The sequence below is a fragment of the Spongisporangium articulatum genome, from assembly GCF_044465595.1.
Classification (GTDB): Bacteria; Actinomycetota; Actinomycetes; order Actinomycetales; family Kineosporiaceae; genus Spongisporangium; species Spongisporangium articulatum.
Genome location: NZ_JBITLV010000003.1, coordinates 268412 through 283978 on the forward strand (window position 1 = coordinate 268412; position 15567 = coordinate 283978).

Here is a 15567-nt window from a genome sequence, read left to right on the forward strand (position 1 = left end):
CTCCGGCTCCGTCCAGCTCTGGCCTCCCGTTCGAAAAAGTGATATCACTTTGCTAGCCGAACCACAGGAGGATCCGATGACGACCGTCGACATGCCCGCCCCGCACGTCACTGAGCGCGAGGCCCACGACCGATCCGGCTGGGGCATGCTCACCGCCGCCCTCGCCACCCTGGTGGTGGCCGCCCTCGCCACCACCGTCATCGCGGTGGCCGGCTCGAACGGCGATCTCGGCCCCTGGCTGCTGACGCTGGCGATCGTCGTGAACGTCGTCGTCTACGTGGCCGGCCTGGTCGCCTTCCTCGGTCTCACCCCGGTCGCCCCGGGCCAGGCCCGCGTCGTCCAGCTGCTCGGGAAGTACCGCGGGACCATCCGCACCGACGGCCTGCGCTGGGTCAACCCGCTCACCACGCGGGCCAAGGTCTCCACCCGGATCCGCAACCACGAGACCGGCGTCGCGAAGGTGAACGACGCGGACGGCAACCCGATCGAGATCGCCGCGGTCGTCGTCTGGCAGGTGCAGGACACCGCGCGGGCCAAGTTCGAGGTCGACGACTTCGTCGAGTTCGTGGCCATCCAGACCGAGACGGCGGTCCGGCACATCGCCAACAGCTACCCCTACGACGCCGCCGAGGGCATGACCCTGCGCGACAACGCGGAGGAGATCACCGAGACCCTCAGCGCGGAGATCTCGCAGCGGGTCGCGGCAGCCGGCGTCCGGATCGTCGAGTCCCGCCTGACCCGCCTCGCCTACGCCCCCGAGATCGCCCAGGCCATGCTCCGCCGCCAGCAGGCCGGGGCCGTGGTCGCCGCCCGCCAGCGGATCGTCGAGGGTGCGGTCGGCATGGTCGAGACGGCGCTGCAGCAGCTCGCCGAGCACGATGTCGTCGACCTCGACGAGGAGCGCAAGGCCACGATGGTCAGCAACCTCCTCGTCGTGCTCTGCGGCGACCGCGACGCCCAGCCCGTGGTCAACACGGGATCGCTCTACCAGTAACGGGTTCCGAGACCGATGCCCGAACGCAAGCAGGTACTGCTGCGGCTCGACCCCGCGGTCCACGACGCGATCGCGCGGTGGGCCGCGGCCGAGCTGCGCAGCACCAACGCCCAGATCGAGTTCATGCTGAGGCGCGCCCTGTCCGAGGCCGGCCGGATGCCGTCGAACGCGGCAGGGATGCGCGGGCGCGGCCGTCCGGCCAGAGTGGAACCCGAGGAGGCGACCGATGAACGGTGAGGCCCCCGCCCGCCTGGGCGACTGCGTCTACCTGCTGGCCTACGACCCGGTGAAGCAGCGGATGACCGGGCGCGCCCGGCGCGGCACCGTGGTCAACGCGGCGGTCCTGGTCGACCTCTGGTTGGCCGGGGTGCTGACGGACGACGGGCGCCGGGTCGCGCTCGTCCCCGCGGCCCGGGCGGCGCGGGGGTACGCCGGCCTGGAGGCCGACGTCATCCGCCAGATCCGGGAGGGCCGGCCGCACCGCTGGAAGTACTGGGTGCGCCGGGGGCACCGGACGGCGGAACGCGCCGTGCGCGACCGGCTCGCCACCCGGCGGGTGCTGCGCGTCGAGGAGCGCACGCTCCTGTGGGTGGTCCCGAGGCCGCGGATCACGGTGCGCGACACGCACACCGTGCACGAGCTGGTCGCCCGGTGCCGGGCCGCGGTGCTCGACCACCGGGTGCCGGTGGCGGACGTCGAGGCGGCCGACGCGGCCCTGGTCGCCCTGGTGGCGGCCGCGGAGTGGAACACGGTGTTCACCGGCAAGGAGCGCCGTGCCCACCGGCACCGGATCGCCGAGTTCGCGGCCCGGTCGGGGCCGGCGGCCAAGGCCCTGCGCGAGGTCGTCCGGGACGAACAGGCGTCGGCCGCCGGCTGACCTGGGTCGATTGTCGACTTTTTGGTCTGGTCTAATCACGCCGTGTCCGACGCCCTAGATCCCGACGCCCAGGCCGCGTACGTCGTCCGGCTGCTCGACGAGATCCGCAACGAGACCGAGAAGGCCGAGGTCAAGGCCAACCGCCTGCTCGGGTCCATGATCACCGGTGCCGGCCTGCTGGTCGGCCTCGCGTCGACGAACCCGCCGGCGATCGAGCACGGCAACTGGGGCGTGCGCGGCTTCTCGGCGTTGGCCGGCGTCCTCGTGGTCGCCGCGCTGGCCACCCTCGCCCGGGCCGTGGCCCCACGACTGGCCCCGTCGCACGCCGGTGCGCACGACTACTTCAACGACTTCGCGGCCTACGAGAAGCCGACCCAGCTGCTCGACGTCGTCGCCGACATGTCCGAGCAGGACGTCGCCGAGCGCGACGCCCGGCAGGTGCACGCCCTGTCCCGGTTGCTGCGCCGTCGTTACCGCCAGGTCAACTGGTCGATGCGCCTCCTGGGCCTGGCCGCCGGCTCCGCCGTGCTGGCCGGGATCTGCGCCGCCTTCTAGTCCGCCGCCGGCTGACCGCCCCACCCTCCCCTCTCGTTGATCATGCACAAACGCATGAACCCGTCGCTGATCATGCGCAAACGCATGATGCATTCGCGCATGATCACGGCTCGGATGCTGCGTTTGTGCATGATCAACGGGAGGGGTTAGGCGCCGATGCAGACGAAACCAGCCGCGGCGGCCACGGCGGCGGCCGGGTGCCCGTCGTCCTGCAGTGCGGACTGCGCTCGCGAAAGAGCCTGTGCCGCAGAGACTCCCGCGACCAGTTCGGCGTGGAAGGCCCGCATCAGCGGCGCCGTCTCGGCGTCGGGTACCGGGACCACGGAGGCCACCACCTGGCGGGCCCCCCGGGCCAGCAGCGTCGCCACCAGCCCGAGCAGTTCGTCCCCGGCGCGGACGGCGAGGCGGCCGGTGTCGCAGCCGGCCAGGACCACTAACCGCGGCATCGGCCGTAGCCGCTCCAGGTCGTAACCGGTCAACGGCCCGTCGGCCAGCACCAGCGACGAGAACAGCGGGTTGGCCCGGTGCACGACCCCGTGCGTGGCCAGGTGGGCGACGTCGGCCCCGGCCAGCGCACCCAGCGCGGCCTCGACGCCGGGCGCGGTGGCCGTCGTCCCGTGCAGGGCCGCCACGGCCGCCGCCTCGTCCCGGGCGCCGGGCAGACCCGGCCCGGAGATCACCACGACCCGCCCACCCGACGACCGCGGCGACGCGGAGACCGCCGCGTGCCAGGCGGTCGCCGACGGCGCCACGGTCACCGCGCGACCACGCATCGACGGCAGCACCGACCAGGGCAGCGACTGCAACGGACCGGTCGGGACGACGACCAGCGGCCGGTCCCCGAGCCCCAGCGGCGCGACGAGCGCGGCGTCGAGAGCGCGGGCGGTGTGCGTGAGCAGGGCACGGGCCGACTCCGGCGATCCACTCCCCCGGGCCAGGCGGGACAGCGCGAACGGCAACCGTTCGACGAGGTCACGCACCGGGGCCAGCGGGCCGAGGTCGCGCCAGCCGGGCTGCCCCGCGACCACGACGAGGGCGTACAGCCGCCCGTCGAGCTCGACGTACTCGACCAGGCTCGCGTGGCCCAGCCGATCCGTGAGGTCCTGCAGCGCGACGGGTTTCGAGACCGGGCCGAGGACGCCGGGGCGCCGGCGGGCCCGGTCCCGGATGCGGCGCTCGACGGCCACCTGGTGCCGCATGGCCGCCTCGACGTCACCGCCACCGGCTCGCGCCTGCGCCACCTCCCCGGCCGCCGCCCGCAGGTCGGCCAACTCGGCCCCGAACTCGGGGTCCTCGGGCGGCAGCAGGGCGGGCAGCAGCAGGTGGCTGGCCCGGCCGTGCTCGGCCCAGGTCAGGATCGTCTCGGCCCGGCCGCTCTCGACCGCCAGCCGGAGCCCGGTGTCGGCGAGCGCCAGCCGCTGTCGCCCGCTGTGGGCGCGCAGGTCGTCGGCGCCCAGCCCGGCCCGCCCCTCGTCGAGCAGGCGTAGCCCGGCGGTCAGGGCCGCGAAGGCGGCGGACCGGCGTCCCTGCCAGGCCCGCAGCTGCGCCTCCGCCTGCCAGCCGAGGGCCCGGGTGGCGGCCGGCCCGGCACCACGCGCGGCGGCCGCGGCGCTGAGATCCGCCTCCGGGGAACGGCCTCTGCGGGTGGCCAGCTCGGCGGCCAGCAACCGTGCGGCGGTGGCGTCGGCCCGCCACCCCGCGTCGTCCAGCTCGGCGGCGACGGCCCGCACCCGGGCCACCGAGACCGGCCCGGACGACGGATCGAGATGGTCGGCGGCCAGCGCGAGAAAGCGCGCCAGGGAAGCGGTCTCGGTGCGACCCAGGCGCCGCAGCTCGGCCAGCGCGCGCCGGGCCTGGGTGCGGGCGTCGACCGGATCGCCCTCGAACAGGGCCAGCCGGGCCAGCAGCAGCCGGACGTCGGGCACGGCCACGAACTGCCGTTCGCGGCGCAGCGCGGCCACGGCCTCCCCCGCGACCGCCCGGGCCTCGCCGAGCAGCCCGACCGACAGCAGCAACCCGGCCCGGTCCTCCAGCAGGAAACCCAGCTGGGCGCCGAGCCGGCGCATCGTGGCCTCGGCCCGGTCGAGGTGCTCCAGCGCCAGCGGCACGTGCCCGCGCAGGCCGTGCGCCCAGCCGAGGTTCTGCTCCAGGAAGGCCGCGGGCAGCTCGAGCCCCAGGTCGCGGTTGATCTGCAGCGCCTCGGTGAAGTCGGCCAGCGCGTCGTCGAACCGCAACCGGCGCGCGCTGGCGATACCGCGGTTGGCCAGCGCCCGCTTCAGCCACATCAGGTCACCGGCCAGGCGCAGCCCGGAGACGGCCAGCTCGAGGTTCTCGACCGCCGCGTCCAACCGGACCAGCTGGACCAGCACCGCACCCTTCTGCGCGTAGGCGCGGGCCTTCTGGACTCCTTCGAGACCGCCCAGCGCGGCGTCGGTCTCGCGCAACGCGGCCGCCGCCCGGCCCCGGGTGCTGAGCACCGCGGCCAGCCGCAACCGGGCCTCGGCCTCCAGCTCGGGCGAGCCGGCGCGGCGGCCGTGCCCGGCGGCGACCCGCAGGTGCCGCACCGCCTCGTCGGTGTTCTGCAGGTGCAGCGCGGCGACGCCGAGCGCCCGGGTGGCGATCGAGGCGACGGCGTACTCACCGGCCGCCACCGCCGCCCGGGCCAGCTGCGTGGCAGGAGCCACCGCCCGGGCCGGGTCGGCCTCGGCGGTGTGCAGCACGTCGTGGGCCGCGGCCAGGTCGGCCGTGACCGAGGTGTCGATCGTTGTCGAGATCATGTCTGCCGACCAGAATGGCGCAAGTATCACCGGCACGACCAACGACTCTGTGACTGTGAGGGCGCCCCGGAAGGCGGGCGCCACGAGCCGCGGCCGGACGCCGTGGGAACGGGTGGCACGCCATGGACGACCTGCTCATCGACTCCGCGGACGAGCGGTTGGTCCTCGCCAACCTCGGCGAAGCGATCCCGCAGGCGAAGCTGCGGTACAGCGAGACGGACCCCTACCTGGGGCTCACCCGCCTGGTCCTCGACCTGAGCGAGGCACAGGAGGGGCTGCAGGCCGACGCCGAGCTGGTCGCCGAAGCCGCCGCCGCGTTCCCCGACGGCCCGGTCGACGGGGCGCAGCTGGCCGTGACCGCGCTGCGCCGCTGGGGCGCGCGCCTGACGGTCCCGGCCCCGATGGTCGGCTTCGGCGGGGCGGACGTCGACTCCGAACCGCACGTGAAGGGGCTGACCGCGGAGCCCGTCGGCGGGGAACTCGTCACCGGCCTGCCGCACGTCAAGGGGTCCACGCCCTTCCCGGAGCAGACGCCGGTCACCGGCCCGTGGCTGGCCCCGGGACAGCCCACCGGGCCGCGGATCGGCGTGGCGGACGCCCGCCCCCTCGACCACCCGGCGCTGGACGGCCGGGTGAGCGGCGACGTCCAGCTGAGTTCCGGTCCGCACGCGACCTGGTTGCCGGGGCACGCCACGTTCGTCACGGGTCTGATCCTCAAGCGCGCGCCCGATGCGCAGGTCGTGGTGCGCACCGTGCTCGAACCCCGCGCCCTGTACCACTCGGTGCCGCAGAACAGCGTCTGGGACGTCGCCCGCCGGCTCGTGCGCTTCGTCGACGACGACGTCGAGGTCGTGAACATGTCCTTCGCCACCTGGACGAGCACGCCCCCGCTGCCCCTGGCCCGAGCGGTCCAGCGGTTGCACGCGGCGGGCATCGTGCTGGTCGCGGCCGGTGGGAACGTCCGGGACGACGTCGACGAGTCGATGGCTCCCAAGAAGCCCTACCCGGCCGCCTTCGAGGACGTGACGGCCGTCGGCTCTGCCGCGATCCCCTCGAACAGCCCGGCAGATGACCAGCCGCTCGTCACGTCCGTGGACGGCGACTGGCTCGACCTGGTGGCCCCCGGCGACGACGTGACCGGCCCCTTCCTGATCGGGCCCGTGCTGCCGCAGCCGCTGTTCCGAGCGGACGACGTGCCGCTCACCGAGGAGGAGGCGAAGGCCGAGACCAGGTCGGCGCTGCTGGCCGCCGCGGTGGAGTTCGACGGGTTCGCGAAGTGGACCGGGACGTCGTTCGCCGCCGCCGCCGTGACCGGCGAGATCGCCCGCCTGATGAGCGAGACCGGCCTGTCGGCGCACGCCGCGCTGGAGGTGCTGCGGAGCACGGCCACGGGCGAGATCCGCAAGTACACGCCCGGCGTGGCGACCCCGTAGATGGAGGAGACGACGGTGAGCGGGAACGTGGCCGACCTGGTGCGGCGCGCACACGACGGCGACGAGGCGGCCTGGGGGGCGCTCGTCGACCGGTTCGCGCCGCTGCTGTGGTCGGTCTGCCGCCGCTACCGGCTCTCCGCCACCGACGCCGACGACGTCGCGCAGGCCGTCTGGCTGAAGCTGCTGGAACACCTTCCGCGACTGCGGGAACCGGCGGCCCTGCCCGGCTGGCTGGCGACCACGACGAGCCGCGAGTGCCTGCGCGTGACGCGCGTGAGCGGGAACCGGCAGGAGCAGGAACTGGTGGAGGACGTCGTCCCGGAGAACCGGGCCCCGGCCGTGGACGCCGGGCTGCTGCGGGCCGAGCGGTTCGACGCCCTGCGGGCGGCGTTCGCGGCCCTCGGCGACCGGTGCCGGGCGCTGCTGGCCCTGCTGATGCGCGACCCGGCCCCCGGCTACGAGCAGATCGGTGTCGAGCTCGGCATGCCCGTCGGCAGCATCGGGCCCACCCGGGCCCGGTGCCTCGACTCGCTGCGCCGCACGCCCGAACTGGCGGCGCTGCTGACCGTCGACGGCGGGAGGGGGTGACGTCATGAGCGAGGGGCCCGACTACTCCGACTACTCCGACTACTCCGACGATGCCGCACTGCTGGCCGAGCTGGCTGCGGCTCTGGCCGAAACCACCGACGTGCCGCCTGGTTTCGCACGCTCGGGGCGTGACCTGTTCACGTTTCGCACACTTGACGCAGAGCTGGCCGAGCTCGTGGAGGAGGCGGCCGGGGCGCTGGTCCGGTCGACCTCCGGGGCCGACGAGGGCCCCCGAACCCTGACGTTCCGCGCCCGCGACCTGCTGATCGACGTCGACCTCGACGTGCACCCGCCGGCGCTGCGCGGCCAGCTCAGCTCTGAGCGCGGCGAGCTGCCCGTCGAGGTGGTCGCCGAGGCGGTCGGGGCCGAACCGCTGCCGGTGCCCGTGGACGACGTCGGCTACTTCGCGGTCGCCCCGTTCCCGTTCGCGTCCGGTCGGTTCCGGCTGCGCTGCGGTGGCGTCGTCACACCCTGGATCGGCTGAACGTCCCGTGTATCAGGGGCCGGGGTGCTGGCCTCCTTCCCCGTGAACGGCATTCAGCGGACATCACGGGGTGGAGCAGGAGCAGGGTGATGGGCGTCGACCGGGTCTACTTCGTGAAGGGCAGCACCGTGCTGCCGTACGACCTCGACGACGACGTCGCGGTCGACGTGCGCTGGCAGCTGGACGACGTGTGGGCCGGGTTGCCGCCGGCCTTCGCGGCCGGGATGGACGCGGCGCTCGACCTGGGCACCTATTACCTGTACGTGTTCCGAGGCGGTGAGTGCGTGCGCATCCCGTGCGACACGCACCGGGCGGACGACGACGGCCCGGTCCCGATCCGCGCGGACTTCCCCGGGCTCGGGGTCGCGAGGCTGGACGCCGCGACGCCGTGGGACGACGGCAGCGCCTACCTCTTCACCGGGCGGTACTGCGTTCGCTACGACCCGGTGCTGCGCCGGGCAGGTCGCCCACAACCGGTCTCGAGCCTGTTCACGGGCGTGTCGGACACCTGGCTGGGCTCCGGGGTGGACGCCGCGGTGAACCCCGGCTACGGCTTCGCCTACCTGTTCCGGGGTACGGAGTACGTGCGGCTGGACACCCGGACCGGCACGCAGCTCGGGTCGCCCCGGCCGATCGCCGCCGACTGGCACGGACTGTCCGGACCGTTCGACGCCGCCTGGTGCAACACCCCGCTCTCGCTCAACGGTTCCGCCGGCGCGCTCAGTGCTCGCTCGATGCAGCCCACAGGTTGATGCCGGCGTCGACGGCGTCGCGGTCGATCTCGGCCAGCTCGTCGTCCGTGAACTCGGGCCCGCGCACGGCGGCCAGGCTGTCCTCCAGCTGCGCCACGCTCGAGGCGCCGATCAGCACCGAGGTGACCCGCTCGTCGCGCATCGCCCAGGACAGCGCCAGCTGCGCCAGCGTCTGACCGCGGCTGCCGGCCAGCTCGTTGAGCTTGCGGATGTGCCCGATCGCCTCGTCGGTGAGCAGCGACGGGTCGAGCGACTTGCCCTGCGCGGCCCGGGACCCCTCGGGGATGCCGCCCAGGTAGCGGTCGGTGAGCATGCCCTGGGCCAGCGGCGAGAACGCGATGCAGCCGACGCCCAACTCGTCGAGGGCGCTCAGCAGGCCCTCCTCGATCCAGCGGTTCAGCATCGAGTAGCTGGGCTGGTGGATGAGCAGCGGCGTGCCCATCTCGCTGAGGATGGCCGCCGCCTCGCGCGTGCGTTCGGGCGAGTACGAGGAGATGCCGGCGTACAGGGCGCGGCCGGAGCGCACGGCGGCGTCCAGCGCACCCATCGTCTCCTCCAGCGGTGTGTCCGGGTCGAACCGGTGGCTGTAGAAGACGTCCACGTAGTCGACGCCCATCCGCTTCAGCGACTGGTCGAGGCTGGCCAGCAGGTACTTCCGCGACCCCCACTGGCCGTACGGGCCGGGCCACATGTCGTAACCGGCCTTCGTCGAGAGGACCAGCTCGTCACGGTAGGGGCGGAAGTCCTGCGCGAAGATCGAGCCGAAGTTCTGCTCGGCGCTGCCATAGGGCGGGCCGTAGTTGTTGGCCAGGTCGAAGTGCGTGACCCCCAGGTCGAAGGCCCGGCGCAGGATCGCCCGCTGCGTCTCGATCGGCTTGTCGTCGCCGAAGTTGTGCCACAGCCCCAGGGAGATCGCGGGCAGCAGCAGGCCGCTGCGCCCCGTGCGGCGGTAGGGCATGCGCCCGTCGTAACGGTCGGCGTCGGCGACGAACGTCTGCAGCGTGTCCATGCCGCTCACCCTGCCACCCCCGGACGACTCGGACCTGTCCGGACCTGCCGAGCCCTGCGCGCCCACCCACCCCCACTAGGCTTACGCGCATGACTGTCCGCCGTGTCGCCCTCCTCACCGCGGGTGGCCTCGCTCCCTGCCTCTCCTCCGCCGTCGGCGGTCTGATCGAGCGGTACACGGAGCTCGCCCCCGAGATCGAGATCATCGGTTACCGCAACGGCTACGCCGGCCTGCTCAGCGGGGACTACTTCGAGGTCACCCCGCACATCCGGGAGCGCGCCCACGTGCTGCACCGGTTCGGCGGCAGCCCGATCGGCAACAGCCGGGTGAAGCTCACCAACGTCGCCGACTGCGTGAAGCGCGGGCTGGTGCAGGAGGGTGAGGACCCACTGGCGGTCGCCGCCAACCGGCTCTCGGCCGACGGCATCGACGTCCTGCACACCATCGGCGGCGACGACACGAACACGACGGCCGCCGACCTGGCCGCGTACCTGCACGAGAACGGCTACGAGCTGACCGTCGTCGGCCTGCCGAAGACGATCGACAACGACGTGATCCCGATCCGGCAGAGCCTCGGCGCCTGGACCGCCGCCGAGCAGGGCGCCCGGTTCGCGCAGAACATCATCGCCGAGCACTCCTCGAACATCCGGATGCTGATCATCCACGAGGTGATGGGCCGCAACTGCGGGTGGCTGACCGCCGCCACGGCCGCGAAGTACCGCGAGTGGGTCACCGCGCAGGAGTACATCGGGTTCGGCCACGAGCAGGAGCAGTGGGACGTGCACGCGGTCTACGTGCCCGAGCTGGAGTTCGACATCAAGGCCGAGGCGGAGCGGCTGAAGGCGATCATGGACGCCAACCGGTGCGTGAACGTCTTCCTCTCCGAGGGCGCGGGCGTCGAGACGATCGTGAACGAGATGATCGCCCGTGGCGAGGAGCCGGAGCGCGACGCGTTCGGCCACGTGAAGCTCGACAAGGTCAACCCCGGCCAGTGGTTCGCGTCGCAGTTCTCCGAGCTGGTCGAGGCCGAGAAGACGATGGTCTGGAAGAGCGGCTACTTCTCCCGCTCGGCGCCGGCCAACACCGACGACCTGCGGCTGATCAAGTCGTGCACCGACTACGCCGTCGACGCGGCGCTGCGCGGCGAGAGCGGCGTCGTCGGGCACGACGAGGAACGCGGCAACCTGCTGCGGGCCATCGAGTTCCCCCGGATCAAGGGCGGAAAAGCATTCGACACGGACCAGCCCTGGTTCGATGATCTGCTGGGGGCCATCGGGCAGCCCAAGGGCGCGAAGGTCACCGTCCAGCACTAGTACCGGCCTGAGGAGGCGCATGATCCGGCTCGTCCTGAACCTGGTCTGGCTGGTGGTCAGCGGGTTCTGGCTGGCCGTCGGCTACGCGCTGGCCGGGCTGCTGATGTGCGTCCTGGTCGTCACCATCCCGTTCGGCATCGCGTCGTTCCGGCTGGCCAACTTCGTGCTCTGGCCGTTCGGGCGCGAGCTGGCCGACCGGCCGGGGGCCGGGGCGCCGTCGACGATCGGCAACGTGCTCTGGTTCCTGCTGGCGGGCCTGTGGATCGCGATCGCCCACGTGCTGGCCGGCGTGGCCCTGTGTCTCACGATCATCGGCATCCCGTTCGGCTGGGCCAATCTCAAACTGGCTGCGGTGGCGCTGTTCCCGCTCGGCAAGGAGATCGTCGCCTCCGACCGGGACCGCCGGGTCACGGACTGAAGGAGCTCCACATGTCCGCGACGCTGGTCGCGAAGGATCTCGGCGCCGGTCACGGTGCGCGCGTGCTGTTCTCGAGCCTCGACCTGTCGGTGGCGCCCGGGGACGTCGTCGGGCTGGTCGGCGCGAACGGCGCCGGGAAGTCGACGCTGCTGCGCCTGCTGGGCGGTCTCGAGACACCGGAGACCGGCGTCGTCCAGCTCTCCCCCACCGACGCGGCCGTGGGCTTCCTGGCCCAGGAGCCGGACCGCCGTCCGGGCGAGACGGTCGCCGAGTTCCTCGGCCGCCGAACGGGTGTCACGGCCGCGACCGAGGCGATGGACGCCGCCGCCGAGGCCCTCGCCGCGGGCGCGCCCGGGTCGGACGACACCTACTCGGCCGCGCTCGAACGCTGGTTGGCGCTCGGCGGCGCCGACCTCGAGGAGCGGGCGGACGACGTCCGCTCCCGGCTCGACGTCCCCGCCCCCGAGGCGCTGATGACCTCCCTGTCGGGCGGCCAGGCCGCCCGGGCGGGGCTGGCCGCCCTGCTGCTGTCGCGCTACGACCTGTACCTCCTGGACGAGCCGACCAACGACCTCGACCTGGCCGGGCTGGCCCTCCTGGAGGAGTTCGTCACCGGCCTGCGGGTGGGCACGGTACTGGTCAGCCACGACCGGGAGTTCCTGGCCCGCACCGTGAACCGCGTGGTCGAGCTCGACCTCGCGCAGCAGCAGGTCGGCGTCTACGGCGGCGGCTACACGTCGTACCTGGAGGAGCGCGAGCGGGCCCGGCAGCACGCCCGCGAGGCCTACGAGGAGTACGCGGACACGAGGGCCGGCCTGGAGGAACGCGCCCGGACGCAGCGGGCCTGGATGGAGAAGGGCGTGCGCAACGCCCGTCGCAAGGCCACCGACCCCGACAAGCACGTCAAGCACTTCCGCGGCGAGACCAGCGAGAAGCAGGCGGCCAAGGCCCGCCAGACCGACCGGCGGATCGAACGGCTGGAGGAGGTCGAGGAGCCGCGCAAGGAGTGGAAGCTGCAGCTGGAGATCGCGGTGGCGCAGCGCTCCGGGGCGGTGGTCTCGACGCTGAACGGCGCCGTCGTGCGGCGCGACGGCTTCACGCTCGGGCCGGTCAACCTGCAGGTCGACTGGGCCGACCGGGTGGCCATCACCGGCGCCAACGGGGCCGGCAAGTCGACGCTGCTGGCGCTGATGCTGGGCCGGCTGGCCCCCGACGACGGTTCGGCCTCGCTCGGGCCGGGCGTGCTGGTCGGCGAGATCGACCAGGCCCGAGCGCGTTTCGACGGTGACGCGACCCTGGTCGAGGCGTTCGGCGCCGAGCTGCCGGACTGGCCGGACGCCGACGTGCGCACCCTGCTGGCCAAGTTCGGTCTCGGCGCCGAACACGTCAAACGCCCGTCGTCCGGCCTGTCCCCCGGCGAGCGCACCCGCGCCGGCCTCGCCCTGCTGCAGGCCCGCGGGGTGAACCTGCTCGTGCTCGACGAACCGACCAACCACCTCGACCTCCCGGCGATCGAACAGCTGGAGCAGGCGCTGGAGTCGTTCCCGGGCACGCTGCTGCTGGTCTCGCACGATCGCCGGATGCTGGAGGCCGTGCGCGTGACCCGCCGCCTCGAGGTGGACGACGGGCACGTTCGCGAACTCTGAGTTCCCTTACTTCGGAAGCGATTTGGCCGCAATCACTGCGGTCATGAACCGGTAGTCGTGGGTCGCCTTGTAGCGTGGGTCCTTCTTGACCAGCCGCATGAACTTCTTGTGCCCCTCGTGGTCCTGGGCGACGAGGCAGCCGGCCGACCACTCCCCGACGTGCGACGGGTCCCGGAACGCCGAGTGCTGGTTGATGCCCATCCCGCTGCCGGTCAGGGCGGTGTCACCCTTGTCCCGGTGCCCGGAGTGGTTCTTGTCCCGCACGATCGCCAGGCGGCCCCGCTGGATCAGCGCCTCGTGCGGGTTGTTGCCGCTCGCCCCCGTGTGGGTGCCGACGACCCAGCCCTTCTGCTGCCCGAGGGCGATGTGCGCGGTCCCGTCCGCGCGTTCCTTCTGCAGCCGGCCCGGTTCGGTCGTGGCCAGGATGTTGAGGACGATCTCCGGCTTCCCGCCGGGCGCGATCCGCAGGAGCATTCGCCGGTCGTTCCACTGGTCGAAGACGTTCCGGGCCGGGACACCGGCCTTGGTCGAGCCCTCCAGGTAGACGATCGTCAGGTACCCGTCGAGCCGGGCCACGAACTGCTTCTGGGCGAGCATGTACTTCACGATCCGGCTGGCCAGGTCCTTGCCCAGCGTCAGCGGGAGGAACGAGTCGGGGGTCTCCTCGAGCAGCGCGTGCGCGATCTTCGGCGTGAGCGCCCCGTCGTAGGGCAGGTGCTGGTGCCTGGCGAAGGCCATCAGCGCCCGCTGGCTGTTGGGCCCGAACTCGCCGTCGACCTTGGGGTCGAGGCAGCCGAGCGCGATGAGCCGGGCCTGGACGGCGCGGGCCAGCGTGTCCCGGGCCTTGGTGTCCAGGGCCTTCACCGAGACGTCGGCGTTCCCGGTCGCCACGGCCTCGAGAGCCTTCTTCCGGGCGGCCCGCTCCTCGGCCTTCTTCTCCTCCGCCGCCTTCTGGGCGGCGGTCTTCGTGGGTGCCATGGTCCCTCCCAGGGGTGACGCCACGGCCCGCGGCTTCGGCACGGATCGTCCGTGGCTGTTCACCTGGCCAGAGGCGGTCCCCGGGGTCCTGATACACGCGCGCCTGTCGGTGCCGCCCGACAGACTGTCGGCATGCAGTTCGCCGAGGTCGCCGCCGCGTCGCAGGTCGTGGCGGCCAGCAGCGCCCGGAACGAGAAGGTCGCCGCCCTCGCCCGCGCCCTGCGCGACGCCGCTCCCGGTGAGGTCCGGGCGGTGACGGCCTGGCTGAGCGGGGCGACGCTGCAGCGCCGCACGGGCCTCGGGTGGGCCTCCCTGCGGGACTCGCCGCCGGCCGCCGAGGTCGCCTCGCTCACCGTCACCGAGGTGGACGACGCCCTCACCGCGAGCGCCGACGCCTCCGGGGCCGGGTCGACCGGGGTCCGCCAGCAGATCGTGGCCCGCCTCCTGGGGGCCGCCACCCACCCGGAGCAGCGCTTGCTGGCCGGGCTCCTGGCCGGTGAGCTGCGGCAGGGCGCGGGCGCCGGGTTGATGCTGCCCGCGGTGGCGGCGGCCGCCGGGGTGCCGGTCGAGGCGGTCCGCCGGGCCGTCGCGGTGCACGGCGACCTGCCTGACGTGGCGCTGGCGGCGTTGACCGGCGGCCCGGCGTCGCTGGCCGGGTTCAGCCTGGCGGTGGGGCGCGGGCTGTCGCCCATGCTGGCCCAGCCCGGCTCCGACCTCGACGTCGCGCTCGGCAAGACCGGCGCGGCCGGGGTGGAGTGGAAGCTCGACGGGGTGCGGGCCCAGATCCACCGCGACGGGGACGACGTCGCCGTGTTCACCCGCACGCTCGACGACATCACGGACCGGGTGCCGGAGGTCGTCGCCCGGGTGCGGGAACTGCCCGTCAACCGGACCATCCTCGACGGCGAGCTGCTCGCCTACGGTGCGGAGGTCGACGGGCGCCGCCGCCCGGCCCCCTTCCAGATCACCAACGCCCGGGTGATGACCCGGGCGGCGGCGGCCAGCACCGACGTCCCGCTCGAGCTCACCCTGTTCGACGTGCTGCACGCCGACGGCGAGGACCTGATCGACCGGCCCGGGGCGCAGCGGCGGGCCCGACTCGAGGCCTTCGGCGGCGACCTGCTCGTCCCCCGGCACGTCGTCGAGGACCCGAGCGACGACGAACAGCGTTCCGCGGCTGCCTCGTTCGCGGCGGGGGCGCTCGCCGCCGGGCACGAGGGCGTGGTCGTGAAGGGGCTCACCGCGCCTTACACGATGGGTCGTCGGGGCGCCGGCTGGGTCAAGGTGAAGCCGCGCATCACGCTCGACCTGGTCGTGCTGGCGGTCGAGTGGGGGCACGGGCGGCGCACCGGCCTGCTGTCCAACCTGCACCTCGGGGCGCGCGACCCTGAGGGCGAGTACGGCCCGCCCGGCGGCTTCGTCATGCTGGGCAAGACGTTCAAGGGCCTGACCGACGCGATGCTGCGCTGGCAGACGGACCACCTGCAGGCGATCGCGACGGGCGGCACCGGCTGGGTCGTCGAGGTGAAACCCGAACTGGTGGTGGAGATCGCGTTCGACGGCGTGCAGTCCTCGCCGCGCTACCCGGCCGGGATGGCGCTGCGGTTCGCCCGCGTGTTGGCCCACCGGCCCGACAAGCCCGCGAGCCAGGCCGACACCGTCGCCACCGTGCGCGGGTACCACCAGCCCGGCGAGGAGGCCCCGTCCTGACCCCCGCCCGCGTCCCGCGCGCGTTCCGCCGCC

The 15567-nt window shown here is 73.3% G+C and carries 15 protein-coding genes; 12 read left to right on the plus strand and 3 right to left on the minus strand.

Going from position 1 to position 15567, the window contains the following annotated elements; translation table 11 throughout:
* Positions 1–76 precede the first annotated feature (76 nt).
* From ACIB24_RS10890 to ACIB24_RS10905, 4 genes are read left to right on the plus strand one after another with little or no spacing between them, the layout of a single operon-like run.
* Entirely contained in the window at positions 77–994 is a 918-nt protein-coding gene (locus ACIB24_RS10890; RefSeq protein WP_398279507.1) for an SPFH domain-containing protein, read from the plus strand.
* Between the two features lie 15 nt (positions 995–1009).
* Positions 1010–1231 carry a hypothetical protein gene (locus ACIB24_RS10895; protein ID WP_398279510.1) on the plus strand — a complete coding sequence of 74 codons (222 nt, stop codon included), beginning with the start codon at positions 1010–1012 and terminating at the stop codon, positions 1229–1231.
* Complete coding sequence (locus ACIB24_RS10900; protein WP_398279513.1) at positions 1221–1871, plus strand: GOLPH3/VPS74 family protein; 651 nt, start codon at positions 1221–1223, stop codon at positions 1869–1871. The genes ACIB24_RS10895 and ACIB24_RS10900 overlap by 11 nt, the downstream gene beginning before the upstream one ends.
* Before the next feature lie 42 nt (positions 1872–1913).
* Positions 1914–2426, plus strand: coding sequence for a Pycsar system effector family protein (locus ACIB24_RS10905; protein WP_398279516.1), 513 nt, complete (start codon positions 1914–1916; stop codon positions 2424–2426).
* Between the two features lie 146 nt (positions 2427–2572).
* Here the strand turns inward: ACIB24_RS10905 and ACIB24_RS10910 are convergent, their stop codons facing one another.
* Entirely contained in the window at positions 2573–5203 is a 2631-nt protein-coding gene (locus tag ACIB24_RS10910; protein ID WP_398279519.1) for a CHAT domain-containing tetratricopeptide repeat protein, read from the minus strand.
* A 122-nt stretch (positions 5204–5325) separates the two neighbouring features.
* Here ACIB24_RS10910 and ACIB24_RS10915 point away from each other — a divergent pair, with 122 nt between their 5' ends.
* The 4 genes from ACIB24_RS10915 (at position 5326) to ACIB24_RS10930 (ending at position 8460) form a co-directional block, all read left to right on the plus strand.
* Entirely contained in the window at positions 5326–6636 is a 1311-nt protein-coding gene (locus ACIB24_RS10915; RefSeq protein ID WP_398279522.1) for a S8 family peptidase, read from the plus strand.
* Between the two features lie 15 nt (positions 6637–6651).
* A complete protein-coding gene (locus ACIB24_RS10920; protein ID WP_398279525.1) occupies positions 6652–7224 on the plus strand; it encodes an RNA polymerase sigma factor in 573 nt (190 codons plus the stop codon).
* Between the two features lie 4 nt (positions 7225–7228).
* Positions 7229–7708 carry a hypothetical protein gene (locus ACIB24_RS10925; RefSeq protein WP_398279528.1) on the plus strand — a complete coding sequence of 160 codons (480 nt, stop codon included), beginning with the start codon at positions 7229–7231 and terminating at the stop codon, positions 7706–7708.
* A gap of 89 nt (positions 7709–7797) precedes the next feature.
* Positions 7798–8460, plus strand: a complete 663-nt coding sequence (locus ACIB24_RS10930) for a hemopexin repeat-containing protein (protein ID WP_398279531.1) — start codon at positions 7798–7800, stop codon at positions 8458–8460.
* Here ACIB24_RS10930 and mgrA read toward each other — a convergent pair.
* Positions 8429–9469, minus strand: coding sequence for an L-glyceraldehyde 3-phosphate reductase (gene mgrA / locus ACIB24_RS10935; protein WP_398279534.1), 1041 nt, complete (start codon positions 9467–9469; stop codon positions 8429–8431). The two genes, ACIB24_RS10930 and mgrA, sit on opposite strands and share 32 nt — an antisense overlap.
* Positions 9470–9558: 89 nt before the next feature.
* Here mgrA and ACIB24_RS10940 point away from each other — a divergent pair, with 89 nt between their 5' ends.
* The 3 genes from ACIB24_RS10940 to ACIB24_RS10950 are packed head-to-tail and all read left to right on the plus strand — an operon-like array spanning position 9559 to position 12846.
* Complete coding sequence (locus tag ACIB24_RS10940) at positions 9559–10782, plus strand: pyrophosphate--fructose-6-phosphate 1-phosphotransferase (protein WP_398279537.1); 1224 nt, start codon at positions 9559–9561, stop codon at positions 10780–10782.
* 22 nt (positions 10783–10804) lie between these two features.
* Positions 10805–11200 (plus strand): YccF domain-containing protein, encoded by a 396-nt coding sequence (locus ACIB24_RS10945; RefSeq protein ID WP_398280400.1) that lies wholly within the window; start codon positions 10805–10807, stop codon positions 11198–11200.
* Positions 11201–11211: 11 nt separating this feature from the next.
* Positions 11212–12846 (plus strand): ABC-F family ATP-binding cassette domain-containing protein, encoded by a 1635-nt coding sequence (locus ACIB24_RS10950; protein WP_398279540.1) that lies wholly within the window; start codon positions 11212–11214, stop codon positions 12844–12846.
* Between the two features lie 6 nt (positions 12847–12852).
* On the opposite strand, the gene ACIB24_RS10955 is transcribed toward ACIB24_RS10950, so the two are convergent.
* Positions 12853–13824 (minus strand): peptidoglycan-binding protein, encoded by a 972-nt coding sequence (locus tag ACIB24_RS10955; RefSeq protein WP_398279543.1) that lies wholly within the window; start codon positions 13822–13824, stop codon positions 12853–12855.
* A gap of 132 nt (positions 13825–13956) precedes the next feature.
* Between ACIB24_RS10955 and ACIB24_RS10960 the strand changes: the two genes are divergently transcribed.
* Positions 13957–15534 carry an ATP-dependent DNA ligase gene (locus tag ACIB24_RS10960; RefSeq protein ID WP_398279546.1) on the plus strand — a complete coding sequence of 526 codons (1578 nt, stop codon included), beginning with the start codon at positions 13957–13959 and terminating at the stop codon, positions 15532–15534.
* The last annotated feature ends 33 nt before the right edge of the window (positions 15535–15567 follow it).